Here is a 24,417-nt window from a genome sequence, read left to right as displayed (position 1 = left end):
GCCCGTCACAGCCGACACGAAGCGGCGCGGCGCGCACGCATACCTCTGGGGTATGCCTGAGGCGACGCGCAAGCGAGGTGGTACCGCGGTGCCGACCGGGCGTCATACCCCGGGCAGCGTCGTCCTCGTGGCACTGGAACGACCACGACACGACTGCACGCGACGCCCGCCCCGCGACACCTCAGGAGCCGCCCACCCATGGCCTACCCCCAGTCCAGCACCTCCGCCGCCGCGCTGACCTCCTCCCCGCGCTTCCCGGAGATCGAGCAGGCCGTGCTGGCCTACTGGCGCGAGCACGACACCTTCGCCCGGAGCGTCGAGCAGCGTGACGCCGGCGACGGGGGTGCCAACGAGTACGTCTTCTACGACGGACCGCCCTTCGCCAACGGCCTGCCGCACTACGGCCACCTGCTCACCGGCTACGTCAAGGACGTCGTGCCGCGCTACCAGACCATGCGCGGCAAGCGGGTCGAGCGGCGCTTCGGCTGGGACACCCACGGCCTGCCCGCCGAGCTGGAGGCGATGGACCAGCTCGGCATCAAGACCAAGGACGAGATCCTCGGCCTCGGCATCGAGGCGTTCAACGCCAAGTGTCGCGAGTCCGTGCTGAAGTACACCGACGAGTGGCAGGACTACGTCACCCGCCAGGCCCGCTGGGTCGACTTCGAGGGCGACTACAAGACGCTCAACGTCGACTACATGGAGTCGGTGCTCTGGGCGTTCAAGCGGCTCTACGACAAGGGCCTGGTCTACGAGGGCTTCCGCGTGCTGCCCTACTGTTGGAACGACCAGACGCCGCTGTCCAACCACGAGCTGCGGATGGACGACGAGGTCTACCAGGTGCGGCAGGACCCGGCGGTCACCGTCGGGGCCCGGCTGCTGCCGGGCGGGACGCCCGATGACGTCCTGGACGGTGCGCTGGCGCTCGTCTGGACCACGACGCCGTGGACCCTCCCGGCCAACCTCGCGATCATGGTCGGCGAGGACATCGAGTATGTCGTGGTGCGGGCCCCCCTGCCCGGCGCCACCGGCGAGGACGCCGGGTCCGGCGGAGGTGAGCGCTACCTCGTCGCGAAGGAGAGGCTCGCGGCCTACGCCCACGAGCTCGGCGAGGACCCGGAGGTGCTCGGCACCTACACCGGCGCCCAGCTGACCGGGCGCTCCTACGTGCCGCCGTTCTCCTACTACCAGGGCTGGGAGCGGGCGCACCGCCTTGTCGTCGCCGAGTTCGTCACGACCACCGACGGCACCGGACTGGTCCACACCGCGGGCGCCTTCGGTGAGGACGACAAGGTGGTCACCGACCGCGAGGGCATCGAGCCGGTGATGCCGGTCGGCCCGGACGGCGCCTTCACCGCCCCGGTGGAGGAGTACGCCGGGATGCTCGTCTTCGACGCCAACGCGCCGATCATGGACCACCTCAAGGCGGCCACCCGCAACCAGCTCGGCGGGGAGCAGCACGAGGCCGGCTCGGTCACCGCGGGCACCGTGCTGCTGCGGCGCGAGTCCTACGGCCACTCCTACCCGCACTGCTGGCGCTGCAAGCAACCGCTGATCTACAAGGCGGTCTCCTCCTGGTTCGTCGAGGTGACGGCCTTCAAGGACGACATGCTGCGCACCAACCAGGAGATCACCTGGGTGCCCGAGCACATCAAGGACGGCCAGTTCGGCCGGTGGCTGGAGAACGCCCGCGACTGGTCGATCTCGCGCAACCGCTTCTGGGGCAGCCCGATCCCGGTGTGGCGCAGCGACGACCCGGCCTACCCGCGGATCGACGTCTACGGCTCCCTGGAGCAGCTCGAGGCCGACTTCGGCGAGCTCCCGCGCGACCGCGAGGGCAGCATCGACCTGCACCGCCCCTTCGTCGACGAGCTGACCCGGCCCAACCCGGACGACCCCACCGGCAAGAGCACCATGCGCCGGGTCGAGGACGTGCTCGACGTGTGGTTCGACTCCGGGTCGATGAGCTACGCCCAGGTGCACTACCCGTTCGAGAACGCCGACTGGTTCGAGCACCACTTCCCGGCGGACTTCATCGTGGAGTACATCGGGCAGACCCGCGGCTGGTTCTACACGCTGCACATCCTCGCGACCGCGCTCTTCGACCGGCCCGCCTTCTCGACCTGCCTGTCGCACGGCATCGTGCTCGGCAGCGACGGGCAGAAGATGAGCAAGTCGCTGCGGAACTACCCGGACGTGCGGGAGTCTTCGACCGCGACGGCGCCGACGCGATGCGCTGGTTCCTCATGAGCAGCCCCATCCTGCGGGGCGGCAACCTCATCGTCACCGAGCAGGGCATCCGCGACGGCGTGCGCCAGACGATGATCCCGCTGTGGAACGCGTGGTACTTCTTCGGGCTCTACGCCAACGCCGCCGGTTACCAGGCGCGGTGGTCCACGGAGTCCGAGCACGAGCTGGACCGGTACGTCCTCGCCAAGACGCGCGAGTTCGTCGAGGCGGCGCAGGCCGCCTACGACGGCAACGAGATCGCGGTCGCCGCCGAGGTCATCCGCGACTTCGTCGACGTGCTCACCAACTGGTACATCCGGCGTTCCCGTGACCGCTTCTGGGCCGAGGACGAGTCTGCCTTCGACACGCTCTACACCGTGCTCGAGATCACCTGCCGGGTCGCCGCGCCGCTCCTGCCGCTCCTGACCGAGGAGGTATGGCGTGGGCTCACCGGTGGTGAGTCGGTGCACCTCACCGACTGGCCCGAGGTGAACGACCTGCCCGACGACGCCGGTCTGGTCGCCGCGATGGACACGGTGCGCGAGGTCTGCTCGGCGGCGCTCGGGATGCGCAAGGCGCAGGGGCTGCGGGTGCGCCTCCCGCTGCCGCGGCTCACGGTGGTGCTGCCGGACTGGGAGTCCTTCACGCCGCCGGGCAACCGGTCCCGGGCCCGGATGGTCACGCAGGTCGTCATGGAGGAGGTCAACGTCCGTCAGCTCACCGTGCTCGACGCGAACGACCCGGACGCGCTGGCCGATCTCCAGATCGAGCAGCGGCTCACCGTCAACGCCCGGGCCGCCGGGCCCCGTCTCGGCAAGCAGGTGCAGGCCGCGATCAAGGGGTCCAAGAGCGGCGACTGGTCGGTCGCCGGCGACGGCACGGTGACCAGCGGCGGCATACCGCTGCAGGAGGGCGAGTTCACCCTGGAGACGGTGGTGGGCGAGTCCGCCGACGGCGCCTCGTCGTCCGCGACCGCGCCGCTGCGCGGCCACGGCGGCGGCTTCGTCGTGCTCGACACCGAGGTGACCCCGGAGCTGGAGAAGGAGGGTCTGGCCCGTGACCTGGTCCGCGCGGTCCAGGGCGCCCGCAAGGATGCCGGGCTGGACATCAGCGACCGGATCAGCCTGACCGTCGTCGGTGACGACGAGGTGTGGGACGCCGCGATGGCCTACCAGCAGCTCGTCATGAGCGAGACGCTCGCCGTGCAGTTCGGGGCGGCCGGGGCCGGGCAGCCGCTGCCGCCGGCCAAGGACGGTGCGCACTCGGGCACCGCCGACCTGGGCGGTGGGCATACCGTGCAGCTGCTGATCAGCCGACGCGAGGAGGCAGGACGATGAGCGACAACATCTTCGCCGGCGACGACGGCAGCACCGAGCTGCCGCTGGACCCGGGCGGCGCCGTGCCCCCCGCCGAGGAGGGCTCGCCCCGGGCGCGGAGGCGACGTCGCCCGAGCTGCTGGCGCGCTACGCCGAGGTCAGCGAGGCGATCCTCGCGCGCACCCCCGAGCACATGCCGCAGCCCACCCTGCACCGGGTCGCCCGCGTCATGGAGCTCATGGGTGACCCCCAGCACAGCTTCCGGATGATCCACCTCACCGGCACCAACGGCAAGACCTCCACCGCGCGGATCACCGAGCGGCTGCTGCGCGAGATGGGTCTGCGCACCGGCCGGTTCACCAGCCCGCACCTGCACGACATGCGCGAGCGGGTCAGCATCGACGGGGAGCCGGTCTCGATCGAGGCCTTCCTCGCCGCCTACGACGACGTCCTGCCCTTCGTCGAGATGGTAGACGCCGAGAGCATGGCGTCGCCGGACGAGGCGGACCGGGTCCGGATGACCTACTTCGAGGTGATGGTCGCCCTCGCCTACGCCGCCTTCGCCGACGCCCCGGTCGAGGTCGCCGTCGTCGAGGTGGGCCTGGGCGGTGTCTGGGACGCCACCTCGGTCGCCGACGGCGACGTCGCGGTCCTCACCCCCGTCGCGCTCGACCACACCCGTCTGCTCGGCTCGACGCTGGAGGAGATCGCGGGCGAGAAGTCGGGGATCATCAAGGCCGACGCCCTGGCGGTCGTGGGGGTGCAGGAGCCGGAGGTCATGCAGGTCCTCACCGAGCGTGCCGAGGAGGTCGGAGCGCAGATCCACGCTGAGGGCGTCGCCTTCGGGGTCCTGGCCCGCGAGGTCGCGGTGGGCGGGCAGCAGCTGTCCGTGCGCGGCCTGGCCGGCGACTACACCGACCTGTTCCTGCCGCTCTTCGGTGCCTACCAGGCGCACAACGCGGCGATGGCGATCGCCGCCGTGGAGGCCTTCGTCGGGGGTGGCGAGCAGCCGCTCACCGACGAGGTGCTGCGCGCGGCGCTGGCCGACGTCAGCTCGCCGGGCCGGCTGGAGATCGTCCGGCGCTCCCCGACGGTCCTCGTGGACGCGGCGCACAACCCGGCCGGGGCCGCGGCGCTGGTCGAGGCGGTGCGGGAGTCCTTCACCTTCACCCGCCTCGTCGGGCTGCTCGCGGTCCTCGAGGACAAGGACGCCGAGCACATGATCCAGGCGCTGGAGCCGGTGCTGGACCACGTCGTGGTCTCCCGCACCACCTCGCCGCGCGCCATCCGGCCGCACCGTCTCGGCGAGCTGGTCGCGGAGTACTTCGGCGAGGACCGGGTGACCGTCGTCGCCGACCTGCCGGACGCCCTCGACGTCGCGGCCGGTCTCGCCGACGACGGCGGGGTCGGCGGCGCGGTGCTCGCGACGGGCTCGGTGACGACCGCGGCCGAGGTCCGTGAGCTGCTCGGCCGGCAGACCGCCTAGCGGCTGGCGACGGCCTCGGCGGGCAACGCGCTCCAGCCGGTCACCTCGGGTATGCGCACCGCGCCGGCCCGCGGGGCACGGCAGGTGAGCCGTTGCGGAGCAGCCAGACGTTCGACCCCGGTGGCCCGCCAGGCACCCTGGCCGCGCACCCTCACGTCGGTGTGCCACCGGCCGACCACGGGGGCAGCGCCGTCGTCGCGGTCGTCCCCGGCGGGGGCCTCGACCGGCAGCTCCACGGGGGGGCCGAGCGGGTGCACCGCGTCCCACGGCACCTGCCACCGGGCCAGGGCCGCCAGCACCGCGCTCTGGACCACGCGGTGCTGGCCGAGGGCCCCTCGCAGGTGGGCGACGCTGGGCGCGCCCTCGCGATGGTCGCGCACCAGCCGGGCGGCGGTGCCGGGGTCGAGCGCGCCGTAGCAGGCGCCGTCCGGCAGGACGAGCAGGTTCGCCGCGAAGCGGTCACCGCCCGTGTGCGAGCACTCCCAGGTCTGGTCCGGCCAGGCCTCCTGCAAGGCCACGGCCACCGGTCGACCGCGGACCGCGCAGCAGACGTCCTTGCGGCCGTGGGTGCAGACCAGCAGCAGCTGCTCGTCGTCGGCCGAGGCGTCGGTGAGGCCGACGGGCTCGGCGGCGGCCGCGCGCGCGGCCGCCTCCCCGGCCATCTGACGCAGCCGTGCCGTCGCGGTGAGCAGCTCGGCGCCGGAGCCCCAGGCACCGCGCACCACCCGCGACCCGGGAGGGGCGCCCGGGTCGACGGCATACCAGCGCCACGGTCCGACCCGCCGGTGCTGCTCGCCCGGCCGCCGGATGAGCAGCACCCTGGCCCAGGCGGCGGCGCTCTCCCGGGCCACGTCGTCCCGCACGTCATCCGGGAGGGCTTGGAGGGCGTCGAAGGGCCACCCGCCCGGCACCTCGACCAGCAGCAGCCGCGGCTGCGGGGGTGCGGTCCCCGGCAGCGGGTCCGCGCGCTCCCGCGCGGCGTCCGAGCAGCGGAAGCTCTCGGTCATCGGTGCCCGTCGCCCGACCCGGGCACGACGGCGATGCCGCGGGTCAGCAGCCCGCGCGCGAGCTGCAGCGCGGCGTCCTCGTCGAGGCCCGCGGCGCCGCCGAGGTCGCGCACCGTCACCGGCCCGCCCTCCAGCAGGAGGTCCAGGGCCGGACGGTAGGAGGCCGGCAGGGTGAACGACGCCACGCGCGAGGTCACGGTCACCCGCTCGTCCTTGCCCTGCAGCTGCGCCACGAGATGGGGGCGCAGTATGATCTCGTCGTCGACGGTCAGGGACTGGGCCGCCGCGACCTGCGCGAGCGGACGCACGGCCGAGGGTCGGGCACTGCCCCGCTGTCGTGAGTGCAGGGTCGCGGCCAGCTCGTCGGCCCGCAGCTCCCGCAGCCGTCGCAGCAACGTCTCGCGCACCTGCTCGACGTCGTCGTGCCAGCCGTCCGGGTCGGAGAGGTCCACGCCCAGGGGCAGGCTGCGGCGCACCCCGTCCTCGACGCCGAGACCGGCAGCGAGGAGGTCCAGCGCCGAGGTCGCCAGGTGGTGCAGGGTCCAGGCGTGCACGCCGATGGTCAGGTGCGTGCTGACCTCGCCCATCGCCCGGGCCGAGTGGACCCAGCCGCGGGGGAGGTAGAGGCAGTCGCCGGGCTCCAGGGTCGTCTCGAGGTGGGCGGGTCGCTGGGCGGCGGCAGCAACCTCCTCGCGCCGGTCGGTCCACGGCTGGCTGCGCAGCGGCTGCGGGAGCACCGGCTCGCGCAACGACCAGCGCTTGGTCCCGGAGATCTGCAGCACGAAGACGTCGTGCACGTCGTAGTGGTCGTCGAAGCCCTGGTTGGCCGCTGGGGTGACGTAGGCGTTGACCTGCACCGGGCTGCCGAGGTCGGCGGCCAGGTCGTCGGCCAGGACGCGGATCGGCGACCACGTGCGATGCAGGCCCTGGAGGACGATCGTCGCCCCGTCGGCGAAGAGCCGTAGCAGCTTGCTGTCGTCGACCTGGTCCGGCATCCCGGCACCGGTGCCGCCCGAGGAGGTGAAGGCGCCCTCCGGCAGCGTGGACCCGTCCTTGGCGACCCGCAGGAAGGGGGTGCGCAGCCCGCGCGCCGAGACGAGCTCGTCGACGGCGTCCAGGGAGAAGAGGTCGTCGAAGGTGTCACCGCCGCGGTCGGCGACCGGGGCCAGGTGGAGGGTATGCCCCCAGTGGTCCCGTGCGAAGTCCTCCGGGGACAGCGAGCCCAGCAGTCGGGTGAGGGCCGGTCTCCCGGCCCTCACCCTGTGCGATCCGACGTCGGTCACTCGGCAGGACCGTCAGCCCCGCCGTCGCCACCGGCACCCGCGTGGCCGTCCGCGCCGCCGTCGGCTCCACCGTCACCACCGGGGCCGGCGTGGCCGTCAGCGCCGCCGTCGGCTCCACCGTCACCACCGGGGCCGGCGTGGCCGTCAGCGCCGCCGTCGGCACCACCGTCGCCACCGGGGCCGGCGTGACCGTCAGCGCCGCCGTCGGCACCACCGTCGCCACCGGGACCGGCGTGACCGTCGGCGTCGCCGCTGGCGGCCTCGGTCGCCTCCGGCACGTCCTGGAACGGGTCGTTGTCCTGCGTGCTCATGTCGTCCACCCTTCTGTCGATGGTGCTGCCGCGAGGTCCGCGGCCTCGGCACGAGCATCCTGCGTGGCCCACCGGCGTGCAACCGGAGGTGCCCTGCCCGCTCAGTGGTCGTGACCGCCCGGCGCCTCGCTCGGCGAGGTCGCGTCCGCCGTGCCCCCGGAGGCCGCGTCCTGCTGCTCCACCCAGGCGTCGATGTCCTCCCGCGGCGCGGCCTCCCGCTCCTCGAGCATGTCCTGCATGAGCAGGACCTCGCCGACCTGTGCGTCCACCATCTTCTGCGCAGCGAGCAGCACCTCCGGCTGCTGCGCCTGGTCGACCGCGGCCTGCGCCATGTCCACCCCGGAGAGGTGGTGCGTCGTCATGAGCTGGAGGAAGAGCACCTCGGCCTCCTGGCCGGAGGCCTCGCCGAGCTCCTGGATCTCGGTGGGGGAGGCCATACCGGGCATGGGCACGCCCGCGGGCAGGTCGGCCATGTCGCCGTGGTCCATCCCCTCCATCGACGTCCCCGCCGACGACATCCAGGCCATCCGCTCCTCGCCCCGGGCCCGCGACAGCCCCCAGTCGTCGAGCCAGGTCCCCATCATCCCGCGCTCGTAGCCCTGGTTGTTGCTGATGTCGACGGCGAGCCGGCGCACCGCCTCGTCGTCGGTGCGCTGCATGACCAGCTGCGACATCTGGACCGCCTGCGCGTGGTGCTCGCTCATGTCGCGGGCGAAGCCGGCGTCCGCGCCGTCGTCGGGCGGGGTGCGCTCACCGAAGGCCAGCCATCCCACGAGGGCGCCCAGGCACAGCGCCACGATGGTGACGGCGGCGAGCGCGGGGGCACCGAAGGTGCGCCACCGATCGGTCATCCGCGCTCCACGAGGTCCGTGCTCGTGCCGCTCGTGCACGCGGCACCGAGCTCCGGGGTGTCCGGCGCCTGCTTGTACTCCCGCACGAAGGCCTGCAGCAGCTTCTCGTCCGCCGAGTCCAGCTCGAGCTGGTGGTTCCAGGAGGTCGCCATGACCGGCGACTCCTGGTCGCGACCGGGCTGACCAGCATGTAGTCCTCGTCGCCGAGTGCGGTGATCACCTCGACCTCCTCCGCCGGGAGGTCGGGCTGGTAGGTCAACCAGACGGCCCCGTGCTCGAGCGAGTGGACCGCGTGCTCGGTCGGGACCTCCTCGGCGTAGACGCCGCAGTTCCACCAGGCCGGGTGGTGCGGGCCGCCCGGCGGCACCGTGGAGTCGTAGTCGATCTGCTCGGTGCGGTGGTCGGCGGCGGTGTTGTCGAAGTCCTGAACGGCCGACAGGTCGGCCAGCGCGGGCGAGTCCCGCACGACCGCGAAGACGACCGCGCCCACGATGAGGGCGACGACGGCCACCACCGAACCCCAGATGAGCACGCCGCGGCGTCGCTCGGCCGCGGCGCCGGCCTTCTGGATCTTGGCCGCCTTCGCGGCGCGGTCGGAGGCCGCGGGCTTGCGGTCGGGTCGGGGCATCGGTGCGCTCCTGTGCGGATCGGTCGAGCTGAGGGATATCGACCCCAGCGTATGCCGTCGGGCTGGCGGGTTGCTGGGAAGCCTCCCAGGCTGGGTCTGCGACACTGACGGGCGTGACCCCCGGCACCCTCACCCGACGTCTGTGTGCCACGACACTGCTCGCCCAGGCGATGTCGGTCTTCTTCGGCACCCTCGTGGCCTGGCGCCTGGCCGGGACGACCGGGGACCCGCGGGCAGGGGCATACCTCTGGGGCGGGCTCGTGCTCACCGCGCTCTGCGTGCTCGCCGCCGGCGCGCTGCGCAGCAGGGTCGGGATCCTCCTGGGCTGGCTCGCGCAGTTCCTCACCCTGGCGGCCGGGCTCGTCCTGCCGGCGATGCTCGTCGTGGCCGGGCTCTTCGGCTTCCTCTGGTGGCTGTGCCTCAGCCAGGGGACGCGGATGGACCGGCTCACGGCGCAGCGGCAGGCGCAGGCCGACGACCCGGCGACCGACGACACCGTGACCGACGGGGAGAGCGAGTGAGATGGACCTGCTGACCGCGATCGTGCTGGGGATCGTGCAGGGGCTGACGGAGTTCCTGCCGATCTCCTCCAGCGCGCACGTGTCGATCGTCGGGCGACTGCTGGGCGACGACGGCGCGGACCCGGGTGCCGCGTTCACCGCGATCACCCAGCTCGGCACCGAAGCGGCCGTGCTCCTCTACTTCTGGCGCGACATCGTCCGGATCGTCCGCGCCTGGTTCGCCGCGCTCGCCGGGCGCATCCCGCGCGACGACCCGGACGCCGTGCTCGGCTGGTGGGTCATCCTCGGCACCTTCCCCATCGGGATCCTGGGCCTGCTGCTGCAGGACTGGATCGAGACCGACCTGCGGAGCCTGTGGATCACGGCGACCATGCTGCTCGTCTTCGCGCTGGTCATCCTCGCCGCCGAGCGGGTGGGGCGCCAGGAGCGCGAGCTGCACCAGCTCACCTGGAAGCACGGCCTCGGCTTCGGCCTGTGGCAGGCGCTCGCGCTGGTTCCCGGCGTCTCCCGCAGCGGCGGCACCATCGCCGGCGGCCTCTTCATGGGCTACACCCGCGAGGCCGCGGCACGCTACTCCTTCCTGCTCGCCATCCCGGCCGTGCTCGCCTCCGGCGGGCTGCAGCTGGTCAAGGTCGTCACCGGGGACGCCATCGGGTCGGGGACGGGATGGGGCGCCATCACGGTCGCCACGGTGCTCGCCTTCGGCGTGGGGTATGCCGTCATCGCCTGGTTCATGCGCTACATCACCACCCACACCTTCACGCCGTTCATGGTCTACCGGATCGTGCTGGCCCTCGTCCTCTTCGGCCTGCTGGGCCTCGGCGTGCTCGAGCCCTGACGTCGAGCAGCCGCCGCGACGGCCTACGCTGGGGCCCGTGACCGACACGACCGCCGCGCAGACCGAACGCTCCCTCGTCCTCGTCAAGCCGGACGGCTACCGTCGCGGCCTGTCCGGGGAGGTGCTGCGTCGCATCGAGGCCAAGGGTTACACGCTCGCGGCCCTCGCCGTGCTCACCCCGACCCGGGCGCAGCTCGAGCAGCACTACGCCGAGCACGAGGGCAAGCCGTTCTACGAGCCGCTGCTGGAGTTCATGTCCTCTGGACCCGTGACCGCCGCCGTCATCGAGGGACAGGGCTGCATCCCCGGCTTCCGCTCCCTCGCCGGCGCGACGGACCCGACCGCGGCCGCCCCGGGCACCATCCGCGGCGACCACGGCCGCGACTGGGGACTCAAGGTGCAGCAGAACATCGTGCACGGCTCGGACAGCCCGGAGTCCGCGGAGCGCGAGATCGACATCTGGTTCCCGCAGGGCTGAGCGCGGGACCGTCGCCCCCCGCTGGGCACGGCACCAGGGGATAGCCGGCCATCGCCGCGTTGGAGGAGGTCCCGCCGAGGAAGTTGTCGCCGTTGACCAGGTCGGTCATCCACGCGGGCCCGCCGGTCGGGGCGACGAGGGCGTCCGGCCAGGGCTCGTGGCTCCTGGACTCCTCAGCGCCGGACGGCACCGTCCAGGGAGCAGAGGCCGGGCCGGCCGCGCAGATACGTCACGATCCGATGTATCTGTGCGGTGAAGGGGTGCTCTGAGGGCCACCTGACCCCTAGGCTGGGACCCGCAGGGGACCGAGCCGGCCAAGGAGGCCTGATGACCCAGCGGGACGCCGTCGAGCTCTTCCTGCCCCCCGCGCTGCTGCGCCGTCACGACGCACGGCTCCTCGACCCGTCCACCGCCGCCCGGGAGCGGGCTCGTGACGGGTCGGCCCTCGCTGCACCGTCGGCGACGGCATACCGTGCCGGCCGGCTGCTGGTGAGCGGGTTGCTGGGCGTCTCCGCCGTGGACCGCATCGCCGAGCTGGAGCGTGTCCTGCGCGCGGCCGGGTTCGAGGTGTCCCTGCGCCCCGACGTCGCCGACGAGGCCTTCACCCGGTGGCTGCTGCTGGCGGTCGAGACCGGGGCCGAGGACGGGGGTGGCAAGGAGTTCGAGCAGGTCCGGAGCGCGCCGATGGGTCCGGACGACCCGGTGACCCGCATCGACCCCGGGCTGCAGGTCGGTGCCCTGGGCGTCCGCGAGCTGGACGCCGGGTATGCCTCACGGGTGTTCGTCGTGCCGGGCGAGGGGGTCCGGGAGCCCGACCCGTGGAAGCTGCTCCTGGCCGCGCGGGCGGCCGGGCTGAAGAACGTGGACCTGGAGCACCTCGTCGTGCCCGGGACCGGAGGGCTCTACTGGGGTGGGCAGACCGGAGGGCTCTACTGGGGCGGACAGGGCGGGGTGCCGGGCGTGGCCCCCGACCGGACGCCGGTGCAGCTGGCGCTCTCCGACCCGACGAGGAAGCCGCGCGGTCGGCGAGCCCCGGTCGTCGTCATCCCGGACACCGGGCTCGGGGAGCACCCGTGGTTCGCGGGCGGCGACCTCGCCTCAGAGCGGCGCTCGCTGCTCGGTTGGCCCGTCCTGCCGGACGGCCGGCCCGATCCGTGGCCGGAGGGTACGGGTGTGGTCGACGAGCTGACCGGCGCGCTCGACCCGCTGTCCGGGCACGGCACCTTCATCGCCGGCGTCGTCCGGCAGGCCGCCCCGGGCGCGCGGATCGTCGCGCTCCCGGTGCTGGACTCCGCAGGGCTGGCGGCGGAGCAGGACGTGGTGCGCACGCTCGTCGTCCTGCTCGTCCTGCACCTCATCCGGCAGGAGCAGGGACGTGACGACTTCGGCGACGCCGGGGGCGTCGTGGACGTCCTCAACCTCTCGCTCGGCTTCTACCACCAGGACGGCGAGGTGAAGGAGCACCCGGTGCGGTCCCTGCTGGAGATCTTCGGCAGGTCCGGGGTGGGCGTCGTGGCCGCAGCGGGCAACCAGGCGACGAGGACCCCGATGTATCCCGCCGGGTGGGCGCTGCCCGCCGGGTCGACCCCGGACACCCGGAAGGCGGTGCCGCTCGTCTGCGTCGGCGCGCTCAACCCGGACCGGTGCTCGGTGGCGCTCTTCAGCAACGCCGGGCCGTGGGTCACGACCCACCGCCCGGGCGTCAACATCGTCAGCACCCTCCCGGTCACCTTCGACGCCTCGGCCCAGCCCGCCCGCCGGGTCGGCACCGACCCGGGCACCCGGGCCACCCCGGACCCGGACGACTTCCGGGGCGGGTTCGGCGTCTGGAGCGGGACCAGCTTCGCCGCACCCTGGTTGGCCGGGCAGCTGGCAGACCACCTCGCGGCGCGGCTGGCGGCGGACGACGACGGGGACGCGGCGGCAGCACTGCGCGGCCGGGCAGGGGCGGCCCTGCACACCCTGCTGGTGGAGGAGGGACGATGCTGACCGACGACGAGCCGGAGGTGGGTGTCCAGGAGGATCCCCCCTCGCTCGGGGACCAGGCCGGGGCCTGCTTCCACCGGTATCGCGAGGGTCAGGACCAGGCGCTGGGTGAGCTCGTCGACCTGGCGAGCCCGCTGCTGTGGAACGTCGCGCGGGCCCACGGGTGCGACCGGGAGGCCGCCGAGGACGTGGTCCAGGACGTGTGGATCAGGCTGGTGGACCGGGCCGCCGACATCCGGGAGAGCGGTGCGGTGCTGGGGTGGCTCGTCATCGCGGTCAAGCGGGAGAGCTGGCGCACCGCCAAGGTGGCACGGCGCACCTCCTACGACCCGACGGGGACCGTCGACCCCGGCGAGACCGAGCCCGGTCCCGAGGCAGCCACCATCCTCACCGAGCGCCAGCAGGTGCTCTGGGCCGCGGTCCAGGAGCTCTCCGAACGGTGCCGGCAGCTGCTGCGCATCGTGGCCTTCTGCGACCGGCCGGACTACGACGAGATCTCGGCGGCGCTGGGCATGCCGAGGGGAAGCATCGGACCCACCCGTGGTCGGTGCCTGGACAAGCTGCGACGGTCGCTGGCGGCCGACGACAGGTGGGAGGACCGATGACCTACGACGACCTCTCGTCGGCGCCGCTCGACGGCTCCGACGTCGCCGTGCTGCACGACCTGCGCGAGACCGTGGACCGGCTCGACCCCTCCCCCGCCGGTCTCACCGACCGGATCAAGTTCGCCCTGACCGTGCGGGCGCTCCAGGCCGAGGTGGCCGAGCTCACGCGGGCACCGACGGCACTCACCCGGGGTGACGACGCCCAGGACGAGCCGGACCAGGCGATGACGGTGACCTTCAGCACCGACTCCGTGAGCATCATGATCACGGTCAGCCCGCTGGGCGACGGCACGGCGCGCGTGGACGGCTGGCTCACCTGCGAGGTGCCCGAGGTGGAGCTGGCCCGACCGGACGGACGTCGCGACCGCGTCGAGGTCCAGGACGGACGGTTCGCCTTCGCCGCAGTGAGCACCGGCCCCGCCTATCTCGTGGTCCACCCCCTCGGTGACCGCACCGTCCTGACCCCCACCTTCACCATCTGACGTGGGCCGTCGGGCTCCGGCACGGGCGTCGCCCACGACGGCCTCGCTCTTCGACGCCGGTCGGCAGGCCAACCTCGCGGGGCGGCCGGCCGAGGGCGAGCGGCTGCTCCGCCGGGCCTTGCGCTCGTTGGACCGGCACGCCGACGAGACGGTGCCGGGCATCGGCTCGGTGCGGGGTGGCGACGCAGGAGTGGTGGAGGCGCGCGTCCGGGTGTTGCTGTCGTTGAGCACCTCGCTCGTGCAACGGCACGGGGCGAGCCCTGCGCTCGAGCTCGCGACCAGCGCCCTCCACCTGGCCCAGGGACCGCTGCTCGGCGAGGAGGAGCAGATGCTCCTCATGACCAAGTGCCGGCTGCAGCTCGCGATGATCCACGGCCGCACCGGCCACGCCGACGCCGCGTTGAACCAGCTCGACCGTGCCCTGTTCTTCGTCGACCGGCTCGGACCCAGGGACCGCTTCGACCTGCTGCTCTCCCGCGGGGCAGCCCGCACCGACGGCCACGACCCCGGGGACGCCGAGGCCGACTTCGTGGCCGCGGCCCAGATCGCTCACGACCACGGGTTCGCGATCGAGGAGTTCATGGCCCGGCACAACCTCGCGCAGGCCGTCTCGCTGCAGGGCGACCTGCCACGGGCGCTCCGGCTCTTCCGCGACATCGAGCGACTGGGCGGCGAGGCCTCGCTCGCGGTGGCCCTGCACGGGCGGGCGCGCACGCTCCTGGACGCCGGGCTCGTCACCGAGGCCCGGGAGTTGCTGCAGCGCGCGGTCGCGGAGGCCGGGCGGACCGGACAACGCCTCGTCGTCGGCGAGGTGCAGGTCGACCTGGCCCTCGCCGAGCTGATCGACGGCGACCAGGCGGCAGCGGCCCGCACCGCGGCCGGGGCACGCCGCTCCCTGCAGGGCCGCGCCCCAGGGGTGCGTCGGCGGGCCGAGCTGGTGCTCCTGGACGCCCGTCGTCGGCGTGGACGACGGCTCCCGGAGGTGGCGCGCCGCGGTCTGGCCCTCGTCGAGGCCTTCGACCGCGACGGTGACCACGTCGCGGCCGACCTCGCCCGCCTGGTCGTCGCCGAGACCGAGGTGGACCGGGACCGGTCCGCCGAGGCCGTGCAGCTGCTGCGGGCCACCGCAGACCTCACCCACGCCGGGTCGCTCAGCATGCGGCTGCGGGCCCGAGGGGTGCTCGCCGCTGCCGCGCGGGCGGTTGACGACGCCGTCACCGCCCGTCGCCACCTGCGGGCGGCGCTGACCGACCTGACGCGGACCGTGGCCGGCAGCTCCAGCCTGGAGCTGCGCGCGGCGACCCATCACTACGCTCAGGGGCTCGCGGCGCTGGATCTGTCGGTGGCCCCCGACAGCTCCCGGGACCGGCTGCTGGCCGTCGAGCGCTGGCGCGAGGCGGCCAGCCGGTCGCCCGCCGTCCGGCCTCCTGCCGACCCGGAGCTGGCCAGGCGCACGACGGTGCTGCGCCACCTGCGCCAGCAGGTCCGGGACGACCTCGACCGGGCCCACCGGCTCCGACCCCGGTTGCGGGAGCTGGAGCGCTCGGTGGCCGCCCTGTCGTGGTCGGCACCCGGTGGCACGGCCGGGCGTGAGGTCGTCACGCGCCAGCAGCTGGGCCGGGCGCTGGGCCGGCTGCGGGAGCGGGACACCTCGCTCGTCTACCTCGTGGAGGCGTCCGGCACCCTGGTGGCCGAGGTCCTGGCACAGGGCAGGATGCGCACGGTCGAGCTGGGGCCGGTCGCTCCGGTGCGCGAGCTGGCGCAACGACTGGCGGCGGACCTGGAGACCGGCGCACGGTCCCACGGCGGGCCGATGGAGGAGCTGCTCCACCGGTCGCTGCGCCGCTCCGCGCGGATCCTCGACGACGCCACGCTCGCGCCGTTGCTGCTGGACGGACGCGTCCTCGTGGTGCCCACACCGAGCCTGGCCGCGGTGCCCTGGGGCATGCTCCCGAGCCGGTCCGGCCAACCCACCCCGGTGGCGCCGAGCCTCACCGCCTGGGCCCGACAGGAGCTCGCCGTCCCGGCCCCCACCGTGGTGGCCCTCTCCGGGCCGGAGCTGGCTCAGGCCCGAGACGAGGTCGCGCTGGTGTCGGAGGCGTGGGGACCGAGCCGGGCCACGCCGGTGGGCGATGCCGCGGCGCCGGACCTCGCCGCGGCGCTGGGCGGGGCCGACCTCGTCCACGTCGCCGCCCACGGGCGGCACCGCGACGACAGCCCGCTCTTCTCCTCGCTGTGGCTCGCCGACGGGCCCTACTTCCTCGCCGACTTGGAGCGCGAGGACCGCCGGGCCAGCCACGTGGTGCTCTCGGCCTGCGACTCGGGCCGGTCCCGCCACCGCGGCGGGTCGGCAGCCCTGGGCCTGGCGGCCGGCCTGCTGTGGCTGGGCGTCACCAGCGTCGTCGCCGCCCCCTGCAGGGTTCCCGACCAGGTCGCCGCCGAGCACTTTCCGGACTACCACCGGCTGCTCGTGGCGGGCCTACCGGCGGACGAGGCGCTGAGCCGCTCGGCGCAGCGGGCCCACCCGCTGGCGGGTGCCTTCGTGGCCTGGGGCGCGCCCTGGAGCGCCGCGCCGACGCCCGGGTGACGCTGCGTACGATGCCGGGGTGAGCATCGAGGCAGGACGGCGGGCGCGAGGGTCCTCGCTGCTCGGGCGGGACCTCGCCGTCGACCTCGGGACCGCCACGACGCAGGTGCACGTGCAGGGTCGGGGCGTCGTCCTCGACGAGCCGACCCTGGTCGCCGTGGACACCAGCACCGGTCGGCTCGTCGCCGCCGGCAGCAGCGCCCATGAGATGCTCGGGCGCACGCCGCAGCACGTGCTCACGCTGCGACCGCTCGCCGACGGCGTCATCAGCGACGGCGACCTCGCCGAGCAGCTGCTGCGGCACTTCCTGGAGCGGGTACGTCCCACCCGGCTGGTGCGGCCACGGACCGTCGTGTGCCTGCCCGGCGGGATCACCGCCGTCGAGCGCCGCGCCCTCGAGGACGCCGCGATGCGGTGCGGGGCGCGCCGCGTCTACGCCCTGGAGGAGGCCATGGCCGCGGCCGTCGGTGCCGGGCTCCCGATCGAGGGCGCTGCGGCCACCATGGTCGTCGACCTCGGCGGTGGGACGACCGACGCGGCCGTCATCAGCCTCGGCGGGGTGGTGAACGCGCGCAGCCTCCGGGTCGGGGGCGACGAGGTGGACGAGGCCGTGGCCGAGGGGGTTCGCCGCGAGCACGACCTGCTCCTCGGGGAGCGGTCGGCGCAGCACATCACGCACGCGGTGGGATCGGTCTGGCCGGTCGTCGAGAGGCTGACGACCCGGGTGCGGGGACGCGACCTCGGCACCGGGCTGCCGCGCACGATCGAGCTCGGGAGCGAGGAGGTGCGGCGGATGATCGAGCCGGTCACCGCCCAGGTCGTCGAGGTGGTGCGCTCGGTGCTCGACGTGTGCCCGCCCGAGCTGTCCGGGGATCTCCTGGACACGGGGGTCACGCTCACCGGGGGTGGGGCGCTGCTCCGGGGCTGGGCCGAGCGGCTGCGGCACGAGCTCGGGGTGCCGGTGCGGCTGGCCGAGGACCCGCAGCGCGCGGTCATCCGCGGGGCCGGGGCCTGCGTCGACGACATGGGCGCGCTCCGACAGGTCCTGACGCGTCGGGCCGCGACGCCGGCCTGATGCGTCGGCTCACCCTGGTCTCGGTGCTGCTGGCGGGGGCGACCGCCGCGGCGATCGTGGTCGACCTCGCCCGCCCGGGACTCGCCGACCCCGTTCGCGAGGCGGTGGCCGTCGCGGCGGCCCCCGCGCAACGGGTGCTCGCCGGGTGGGACGACGGGGAGCTGGCCCGGCTGAGTGAGGAGCGCAACGAGCTGGCGGCGCAGGTGGACCGGCTGGAGGCACGGGAGCGCGACGTCGTCGAGCTGGACGCGCTGGCGCGCTCGAGCACGGTGGCCGCGGTGGACCGCCGGCTGCTGCCCGCGCGGGTGGTCGCCTTCGCCTCCGGCAGCTCCCCGGTCGGGTCACGGACCGTCACCGTCGACGTCGGCCGCGAGGACGGCGTCGCGCCGGACCAGACCGTCGTGAGCGTCGACGGGCTCGTGGGTCGGGTCCTGCGGGTGACCCCCCGCAGCGCCGACGTGCTGCTGCTCGGCGACGCGCAGGTCGTCGTCGGGGTGCGCTTCGGCGACGAGGGCGCGCTGGGCGACGTCCAGGCGGGCACCCCGCCCGAGCTGCCCCCGCGGGGCCACGGCGAGCTGACGCTCACCGCGCTCGGGGACAGCGAGATCGCCGTCGGGGACGAGGTGACCACCCTCGGGAGTCCGGACGACGTCCCCTACGTCGCAGGCATACCGCTCGGCACGGTGACCGACGTCGACCCCGACCGGGGACAGCTCGGCCGGACCGCCGTGGTCCGGCCGCACGTGGACACCGACACCCTGGACCTCGTCGCCGTCGTGACGGTGGCGGACGGATGATCCGCGTCCTCGGACCGACGGTGCGCGCCCTGCTGCTGGTGCTCGCGGTCCTGCTGCCGAGCGCGTGGCCCGCCGGACTGGCGCGGCCCGACCTCGTCCTGCTCGTCGTGGCCGCTGCCGCACTGCTGCACCGCCCGCAGGTGGGTCTGCTCGTCGGGCTGGTGGGGGGCTGGCTCGTCGACCTCGTCCCTCCGGGCGGCGAGCCGCTGGGGGCGAGCGCGCTCGGCTATGCCGCCGTGGGTCTCGGCCTGGGATGGGTCCGGCGGGCGCTCGTGATCTCCCCGCTCCTGCCGTGGGCGGCCACCGCGCTCGCCGCGGCCCTCGTGCTCGGGGTGCGCGGCGTCGGCGCGGCTGCCGGTCTCGGGAGGGCGCTGCCCGGGGAGCTCGTCTGGTCGTGGGTGGTCACCATGCTCGTCGCGGTGCTCGCCCTGCCCGTGCTCATGTCGCTCGAGCGGTGGATGACGGCACGGGGGTGGGCATGAGCCCGTCGCCTCCGCGCCGGGGTCGACCCGCCCCGGTGCGGGTGCCCCGGCCCACGGTGACCCCGCCCCGCGTCCGGCGCCGTCGCTCGACGCGCCCGCTGTGGGCCGCCGTCGCCGTGGTGCTCCTGCTCGGCGGGGTTCTCCTCGGGCGCCTCGGCCAGGTGCAGCTGACCCGGCACGAGCAGCTCGCGACGCAGGCCGCGGAGGTGAGCACCCGTGAGGTGGTCACCCCCGCCCTGCGCGGCCGCGTGCTGGCGGCGGACGGCACCCCCGTCGTGACCAACACCGCCTCGTCCGTCGTCACCGTCGACCCGCAGGTCCTGCTGGAGGCCGAGGACGAGGGTCGGGCGCTGATCGCCTCGGTCGCCGCCGCCCTCCGGCTGCCGGAGGAGGAGCTGTGGGGCCGCACCCGGGTGTGCGGCACCGAGGGTGCGCCGCCCGTGCCCGCGTGCTTCAGCGGGTCGCCCTACCAGCCGATCCCGATCGTCGACGATGTCGACCCGGTCGACGCCCTCGCCCTGCTCGAGCGGCCCGAGGACTACCCCGGGGTCAGGGTCGACAGCATCCCCGTCCGGGACTACCCGGCACCGGAGGGGATCAACGCGGCGCACCTGACGGGCTACCTCGGTCGGGTGACCGCGGCCGAGGTAGAGGCGGCGGACGGGGCGCTCGACCCCGAGGCCTGGGTGGGGCGCGCCGGACTCGAGGCGGTCTACGACGCGGGGGTGCGCGGGACGGCCGGCCGGACCACGGTGACCGTCGACCCGCGGGGCGTGGTCACCGGCACCCTCGAGCGGACCGACCCCGTGCAGGGGGCGGACCTGCGGACCCACCTCGACGTGGAGGTCCAGGCGGCGAGCGAGACCGCCCTGGTCGAGGCGGTCCGGGCCGCCCGTCGGGCGGGTGCGCCCGCGACCAGCGGCGCCGCGGTCGTGCTCCGCCCGGACACCGGCGCCGTGGTGGCCGCGGCCAGCTTCCCCACCTACGACCCCGGCCTGTGGACGCGCGGCGTGAGCGCGCGGGAGTACGACCGGCTTCTCGATCCCGACCGGGGGGCGCCCCTGGTCAACCGGCTCGTCGCGGAGACCTTCCCGCCCGCGTCCACCTTCAAGGTCGTCACGCTGCCCGCAGCGCTGCAGACCGGCATCGACCCCGAGGGGGAGTATGCCTGCCCCGGCGCCGTGACCATCGCCGGGCAGCGGTTCACCAACTACGAGTCGGAGGCCTACGGCGAGATCGACCTGCCGCGCATCCTCGAGGTCTCCTGCGACACGACGTTCTACCGGTGGGCCTACGACCACTGGCGCCAGCTCGGCGGCCTGGGCGGCGGCGCGGAGGCCGACGCCCGGGACCGCTTCCTCGCGGTGGCCCGTGGGTTCGGGCTCGGGCAGCGCACCGGGGTCGACCTGCCCGGCGAGGTCGCGGGCACGCTGCCGTCGCGGGCGTGGAAGCAGGACTACTGGGAGACCACCCGGGAGGACGCCTGCGCGCGTGCCGAGGAGGGCTACCCGGAGGTCGAGGACGAGGACCGTCGGGAGTTCCTCGAGCAGCTGGCGGAGGAGAACTGCGTCGACGGGGGCCAGTGGCGGCCGGGTGACGCGGCCAACTTCTCCATCGGGCAGGGCGACGTCGCGACCACCCCGCTGCAGATGGCCGTCGTCTACGCCGCCGTCGCCAACGGCGGCCGGCTCGTGACCCCGCAGCTGGCCGACGCTCTGGTGCGCGTCGACGGCACCGTGGTCGAGGAGCTGGAGCGGCCCGACCAGGGCAGTGTGTCGCTGGAGGACGAGACCTGGCAGATCCTGCGCTCGGGCCTCGAGGCGGTCGTCACCGACGGCACTGGCGCCGCCGCCTTCGCCGGCTGGCCGCAGGAGGCATACCCGCTGGCCGGCAAGACCGGGTCGGCCGAGTCCGTCGGGCAGGACGCGACCTCGTGGTTCGCGTCCTACGGCCCGGTCGAGGACCCGGAATACGTCGTGCTCGTCATGGTCGAGCAGGGCGGCATCGGGTCCGACGTCGCGGCACCGGCCGCGCGGGCCATCTGGGAGACGTTGCGCGAGCAGGAGGGACGATGACGACGACACCGGAGCCCGTCACGATCCGTGATGCCACCGGCGCCGACGCGGCGGGCTGCGCGGCGATCTACGCGCCCTACGTGCGGGACACCGCGGTCACCTTCGAGACCGACCCGCCGGACGACGTCGCCCTCGCCGGACGCATCGCTGCCGCGCAGGAGCGGCACGCGTGGCTGGTCGCCGAGCGGGACGGTGAGCTCCTCGGGTATGCCTACGCCGGCACCTACCGGCTCCGGCGCGCCTACGCCCGGACCGCGGAGACCAGCGTCTACCTGGCGCCCGAGGCGGCCGGGCAGGGGATCGGCGCGGCGCTCTACCGCGCGCTGCTGGACCGGTTGCGCGAGCTCGGTTACGGCACCGCCGTCGCCGGTATGACCCCGCCGAACCCGGGCAGCGCCGCCCTGCACCGGTCGCTCGGTTTCACCCAGGTGGGCGCCTTCACCCGGGTCGGCCGCAAGTTCGGCAGGTGGCACGGGTGCGACTGGTGGGAGCTGCCGCTCGCCGAGGACGTCGCGGAGCCCTGAGGGGTTCGGAGGCCGACCCTGGTTGCCGTAGGGTCGACGCGTGAGCGAGCCGACGTCCACCGACCCCATCAGCCCCGAGCTCCGTGCCGACGTCCGACGGGTCTCCACCCTGCTCGGGCAGTCGCTCGTGCGGCACCACGGGCAGGAGCTCCTCGACGCCGTGGAGGAGGTGCGGCTCGCCGCCAAGGCCAGCAAGGAGGGGGACGAGCAGGCCGCCGCCGACGTCCGCCGGGTCCTCGCCGGCCTCCCGCTGGACCAGGCGCACGACCTCGTCCGGGCGTTCTCGGCATACTTCCACCTGGCGAACGCCGCCGAGCAGGTGCACCGGGTGCGCACCCACGCGGCCCGGAGCGAGGACGAGGGCTGGTTGACCTCCGCGGTCAGGGACGTCGTCGAGCACGGCGGCCCCGAGCTGCTGGCCAGCAGCGTCGCCGAGCTGGACATGCGGCCGGTCTTCACCGCGCACCCGACCGAGGCGTCGCGGCGCAGCGTGCTGACCAAGATCCGCCACCTGTCCGACCTGCTCGCGACGACCACCGAGCCGGAGACCCTCGCGCGGCGGCGCCAGGACCGCGAGCTGGGCGAGCTGGTCGACCTGATCTGGCAGACCGACGAGCTGCGGCAGAACCGCCCGACCCCGCTCGACGAGGCGCGCAACGCGATGTACTACCTCGACGAGGTGCTCACCACGACGATGCCGAACCTGCTCGGGCACCTGTCCGACCTGCTCGCCGAGCAGGGCGTCCGCATGGATGCCTCCCGCTCGCCGCTGCGCTTCGGCAGCTGGATCGGCGGGGACCGGGACGGCAACCCCTACGTCACGCCGGCGGTCACCCGCGAGGTGCTCACGCTGCAGGGCACGCATGCCATCAAGGTCGCGCTCGCGCTGGTCGATGTGCTGATCTCGCAGGTCTCCTCCTCCACCCTGGTCGTCGACGTCGAGGAGGAGCTGCTGGCGTCGGTGCGCGAGGACCTCGCGCACCTGCCCGGCCTCGACAAGCGGGTGCTCGAGCTGAACGCCCAGGAGCCCTACCGGCTCAAGCTGACCTGCGTGCGGGCCAAGCTGCTCAACACGCGCCGTCGCTTCGACGCGGGCACGCCGCACGAGGAGGGGCGCGACTACGCCTCGGTGGACGAGGTCGTCGCCGACCTGCAGGTGGTCGCCGACTCGCTGCGCCGGCACGGCGGGGAGCTGGTCGCCGACGGGCGGCTGGCCCACGCGACCCAGACCATCGCCTCCACCGGCCTGCACCTGGCGACGCTCGACGTGCGCGAGCACTCCGAGAAGCACCACGAGACGCTGGCGCCGATGCTGGACGCCGCCGGGGCTGCGGGAGAGGAGGGCTACGACGCGCTGAACCGCGAGGCGCGGCTGGAGCTGCTCGGCGCCGAGCTCGGCTCCCGCCGCCCGCTGCTCACCCGGGCGGCACCCCGGGAGAAGACGCTGGCCGTCTTCGACGAGATCCGGCAGGCGGTCGCGACCTACGGTGAGGACGTCGTCGAGACCTACATCATCTCCATGACGCAGGGACCGGACGACGTGCTGGCCGCGGCCGTGCTCGCGCGGGAGGCCGGGCTCGTCGACCTGCACGGCGACGCCGGGGGCGAGGGCGCCTTCGCGCTCATCGGCTTCGCGCCGCTGCTGGAGACGATCGACGAGCTCCGCGGTGCCGCGGCGCTGGTCGACTCGATGCTGTCCACCCCGGCATACCGTGAGCTGGTGCGGCTGCGCGGGGACGTCCAGGAGGTCATGCTCGGCTACTCCGACTCCAACAAACAGGCCGGCGTGCTCACCAGCCAGTGGGGCATCCACCAAGCGCAGCGGGCGCTGCGCGACGTCGCGGCGAAGCACGGCGTGCGACTGCGGCTCTTCCACGGTCGCGGCGGCTCGGTCGGCCGCGGCGGCGGCCCGACCTACGACGCCATCCTCGCCCAGCCCAACGGGGTGCTGGAGGGCGACATCAAGTTCACCGAGCAGGGTGAGGTCATCTCCGACAAGTACTCGCTGCCGGCCCTCGCGCAGGAGAACCTGGAGCTGTCCCTCGCCGCGGTCCTGCGGGCCTCGGCGCTGCACCGCGACCCACGGACCACCGCCGAGGAGCGGGAGCGCTACGGCGCGGTCATGGACGTGGCCAGCGACGCCGCCTTCGCGGCCTACCGCAGCCTCATCGACGACGAAGACCTGCCGGCCTACTTCGTCGCGGCGACGCCGGTCGACCAGCTGGGCGCGCTCAACATCGGCTCCCGCCCGAGCAAGCGGCCGGACACCGGCAAGGGCCTGGACGGGCTGCGGGCGATCCCGTGGGTCTTCGGCTGGACCCAGACCCGGCAGATCGTCCCGGGGTGGTTCGGTGTCGGCTCCGGGCTGCGGGCGGCGCGCGAGGCCGGGCACGGCGAGACGCTGCACGAGATGCTGGAGCACTGGCACTTCTTCCGCTCGGTGATCTCCAACGTCGAGATGACCGTCGCCAAGACCGACCTCGGCATCGCGGCGCACTACGTCGACACCCTCGTGCCGGAGGAGCTGCGGCACGTCTTCGCGACCATCCGCGAGGAGTTCGAGCTCACCGTCACCGAGCTCAAGGCGCTGACGGGGGAGGAGGACCTGCTCGACGACCAGCCGGTGCTCAAGCGCACGCTGGCCGTCCGGGACAACTACCTCGACCCGATCTCCTACCTGCAGGTGGAGCTGCTGCGCCGGCTGCGCGAGCGGCCGGACGAGACGGCCGCGGCCGACGAGGGGGCGGCCGGACCCGGCGACGACGAGGTCGACGAGCTGCAGCGGGCGCTGCTCGTGACCGTCAACGGGGTGGCGGCAGGTCTGCGCAACACCGGCTGAGAGGGCCGGTGCCGGCG

The 24,417-nt window shown here is 74.1% G+C and carries 18 protein-coding genes and 2 pseudogenes; 15 read left to right on the top strand and 5 right to left on the bottom strand.

What is annotated here, in order from left to right:
- Positions 1-198: 198 nt before the first annotated feature.
- Together ileS and BJF80_RS15370 are read left to right on the top strand one after the other, a co-directional pair.
- Positions 199-3,566: pseudogene (gene ileS, locus BJF80_RS15380) on the top strand (isoleucine--tRNA ligase).
- A 172-nt stretch (positions 3,567-3,738) separates the two neighbouring features.
- On the top strand, positions 3,739-5,031 hold the full coding sequence (locus tag BJF80_RS15370; RefSeq protein ID WP_143554148.1) for a bifunctional folylpolyglutamate synthase/dihydrofolate synthase: 1,293 nt from the start codon (positions 3,739-3,741) through the stop codon (positions 5,029-5,031).
- On the opposite strand, the gene BJF80_RS15365 is transcribed toward BJF80_RS15370, so the two are convergent.
- The 5 genes and pseudogenes from BJF80_RS15365 to BJF80_RS15345 all read right to left on the bottom strand — a co-directional run bounded on the left by BJF80_RS15365 (position 5,028) and on the right by BJF80_RS15345 (position 9,111).
- A complete protein-coding gene (locus BJF80_RS15365) occupies positions 5,028-6,038 on the bottom strand; it encodes a sucrase ferredoxin (protein ID WP_075814920.1) in 1,011 nt (336 codons plus the stop codon). The two genes, BJF80_RS15370 and BJF80_RS15365, sit on opposite strands and share 4 nt — an antisense overlap.
- Positions 6,035-7,297 carry a cupin domain-containing protein gene (locus BJF80_RS15360; RefSeq protein ID WP_075815032.1) on the bottom strand — a complete coding sequence of 421 codons (1,263 nt, stop codon included), beginning with the start codon at positions 7,295-7,297 and terminating at the stop codon, positions 6,035-6,037. Before BJF80_RS15360 ends, BJF80_RS15365 begins: the two co-directional genes overlap by 4 nt.
- 20 nt (positions 7,298-7,317) lie before the next feature.
- A complete protein-coding gene (locus tag BJF80_RS18600) occupies positions 7,318-7,632 on the bottom strand; it encodes a hypothetical protein (RefSeq protein WP_028130875.1) in 315 nt (104 codons plus the stop codon).
- Between the two features lie 101 nt (positions 7,633-7,733).
- Positions 7,734-8,483, bottom strand: a complete 750-nt coding sequence (locus BJF80_RS15350; protein ID WP_075814918.1) for a DUF305 domain-containing protein — start codon at positions 8,481-8,483, stop codon at positions 7,734-7,736.
- Positions 8,480-9,111, bottom strand: a pseudogene (locus BJF80_RS15345) (DUF3105 domain-containing protein). Before BJF80_RS15345 ends, BJF80_RS15350 begins: the two are co-directional and overlap by 4 nt.
- 113 nt (positions 9,112-9,224) lie before the next feature.
- Here BJF80_RS15345 and BJF80_RS15340 point away from each other — a divergent pair.
- The 13 genes from BJF80_RS15340 to ppc all read left to right on the top strand — a co-directional run bounded on the left by BJF80_RS15340 (position 9,225) and on the right by ppc (position 24,400).
- Positions 9,225-9,632 carry a DUF4233 domain-containing protein gene (locus tag BJF80_RS15340; protein WP_237767659.1) on the top strand — a complete coding sequence of 136 codons (408 nt, stop codon included), beginning with the start codon at positions 9,225-9,227 and terminating at the stop codon, positions 9,630-9,632.
- Position 9,633: 1 nt separating this feature from the next.
- A complete protein-coding gene (locus BJF80_RS15335) occupies positions 9,634-10,470 on the top strand; it encodes an undecaprenyl-diphosphate phosphatase (protein WP_075814914.1) in 837 nt (278 codons plus the stop codon).
- A gap of 37 nt (positions 10,471-10,507) precedes the next feature.
- Positions 10,508-10,948, top strand: a complete 441-nt coding sequence (ndk, locus tag BJF80_RS15330) for a nucleoside-diphosphate kinase (protein WP_075814912.1) — start codon at positions 10,508-10,510, stop codon at positions 10,946-10,948.
- A 327-nt stretch (positions 10,949-11,275) separates the two neighbouring features.
- A complete protein-coding gene (locus BJF80_RS15320; RefSeq protein ID WP_075814908.1) occupies positions 11,276-12,937 on the top strand; it encodes a S8 family serine peptidase in 1,662 nt (553 codons plus the stop codon).
- The gene (locus BJF80_RS15315) at positions 12,931-13,539 is read left to right on the top strand and encodes an RNA polymerase sigma factor (protein WP_052327759.1); all 609 of its coding nucleotides are present in this window, start codon (positions 12,931-12,933) and stop codon (positions 13,537-13,539) included. Before BJF80_RS15320 ends, BJF80_RS15315 begins: the two co-directional genes overlap by 7 nt.
- On the top strand, positions 13,536-14,021 hold the full coding sequence (locus BJF80_RS15310; RefSeq protein ID WP_075814906.1) for a hypothetical protein: 486 nt from the start codon (positions 13,536-13,538) through the stop codon (positions 14,019-14,021). The genes BJF80_RS15315 and BJF80_RS15310 overlap by 4 nt, the downstream gene beginning before the upstream one ends.
- Position 14,022: 1 nt before the next feature.
- Entirely contained in the window at positions 14,023-16,608 is a 2,586-nt protein-coding gene (locus BJF80_RS15305; RefSeq protein ID WP_075814904.1) for a CHAT domain-containing protein, read from the top strand.
- 19 nt (positions 16,609-16,627) lie between these two features.
- Entirely contained in the window at positions 16,628-17,683 is a 1,056-nt protein-coding gene (locus BJF80_RS15300) for a rod shape-determining protein (RefSeq protein WP_269087415.1), read from the top strand.
- Positions 17,683-18,480, top strand: coding sequence for a rod shape-determining protein MreC (mreC, locus tag BJF80_RS15295; RefSeq protein WP_075814902.1), 798 nt, complete (start codon positions 17,683-17,685; stop codon positions 18,478-18,480). Before BJF80_RS15300 ends, mreC begins: the two co-directional genes overlap by 1 nt.
- Positions 18,477-18,962: a rod shape-determining protein MreD gene (mreD, locus tag BJF80_RS15290; protein WP_022924228.1), complete on the top strand. Its 486-nt coding sequence runs from the start codon at positions 18,477-18,479 to the stop codon at positions 18,960-18,962. Before mreC ends, mreD begins: the two co-directional genes overlap by 4 nt.
- Positions 18,959-21,037, top strand: a complete 2,079-nt coding sequence (gene mrdA / locus BJF80_RS15285) for a penicillin-binding protein 2 (RefSeq protein WP_237767658.1) — start codon at positions 18,959-18,961, stop codon at positions 21,035-21,037. Before mreD ends, mrdA begins: the two co-directional genes overlap by 4 nt.
- Positions 21,034-21,561, top strand: a complete 528-nt coding sequence (locus tag BJF80_RS15280) for a GNAT family N-acetyltransferase (protein WP_075814898.1) — start codon at positions 21,034-21,036, stop codon at positions 21,559-21,561. Before mrdA ends, BJF80_RS15280 begins: the two co-directional genes overlap by 4 nt.
- A gap of 40 nt (positions 21,562-21,601) precedes the next feature.
- Positions 21,602-24,400 (top strand): phosphoenolpyruvate carboxylase, encoded by a 2,799-nt coding sequence (ppc, locus tag BJF80_RS15275; RefSeq protein WP_075814896.1) that lies wholly within the window; start codon positions 21,602-21,604, stop codon positions 24,398-24,400.
- The last annotated feature ends 17 nt before the right edge of the window (positions 24,401-24,417 follow it).

It is taken from the genome of Serinicoccus sp. CUA-874 (genome assembly GCF_001942225.1).
Taxonomy (GTDB): Bacteria; Actinomycetota; Actinomycetes; order Actinomycetales; family Dermatophilaceae; genus Ornithinicoccus; species Ornithinicoccus marinus.
Note: the sequence above shows the minus strand (reverse complement) of the source record. Positions and strands in the feature narration are given on the sequence as shown.

What these genes read in the sequence shown, in the direction of transcription:
- BJF80_RS15320 (WP_075814908.1), top strand. Translation starts at nt 11,276, where the DNA reads ATGACCCAGCGGGACGCCGTCGAGCTCTTCCTGCCCCCCGCGCTGCTG.
- BJF80_RS15315 (WP_052327759.1), top strand. Translation starts at nt 12,931, where the DNA reads ATGCTGACCGACGACGAGCCGGAGGTGGGTGTCCAGGAGGATCCCCCC.
- mreD (WP_022924228.1), top strand. Translation starts at nt 18,477, where the DNA reads ATGATCCGCGTCCTCGGACCGACGGTGCGCGCCCTGCTGCTGGTGCTC.
- BJF80_RS15370 (WP_143554148.1), top strand. Translation starts at nt 3,739, where the DNA reads ATGCCGCAGCCCACCCTGCACCGGGTCGCCCGCGTCATGGAGCTCATG.
- BJF80_RS15350 (WP_075814918.1), bottom strand. Translation starts at nt 8,483, where the DNA reads ATGACCGATCGGTGGCGCACCTTCGGTGCCCCCGCGCTCGCCGCCGTC.
- BJF80_RS15310 (WP_075814906.1), top strand. Translation starts at nt 13,536, where the DNA reads ATGACCTACGACGACCTCTCGTCGGCGCCGCTCGACGGCTCCGACGTC.
- BJF80_RS15280 (WP_075814898.1), top strand. Translation starts at nt 21,034, where the DNA reads ATGACGACGACACCGGAGCCCGTCACGATCCGTGATGCCACCGGCGCC.
- BJF80_RS15335 (WP_075814914.1), top strand. Translation starts at nt 9,634, where the DNA reads ATGGACCTGCTGACCGCGATCGTGCTGGGGATCGTGCAGGGGCTGACG.
- BJF80_RS15365 (WP_075814920.1), bottom strand. Translation starts at nt 6,038, where the DNA reads ATGACCGAGAGCTTCCGCTGCTCGGACGCCGCGCGGGAGCGCGCGGAC.
- BJF80_RS18600 (WP_028130875.1), bottom strand. Translation starts at nt 7,632, where the DNA reads ATGAGCACGCAGGACAACGACCCGTTCCAGGACGTGCCGGAGGCGACC.
- mrdA (WP_237767658.1), top strand. Translation starts at nt 18,959, where the DNA reads ATGAGCCCGTCGCCTCCGCGCCGGGGTCGACCCGCCCCGGTGCGGGTG.
- mreC (WP_075814902.1), top strand. Translation starts at nt 17,683, where the DNA reads ATGCGTCGGCTCACCCTGGTCTCGGTGCTGCTGGCGGGGGCGACCGCC.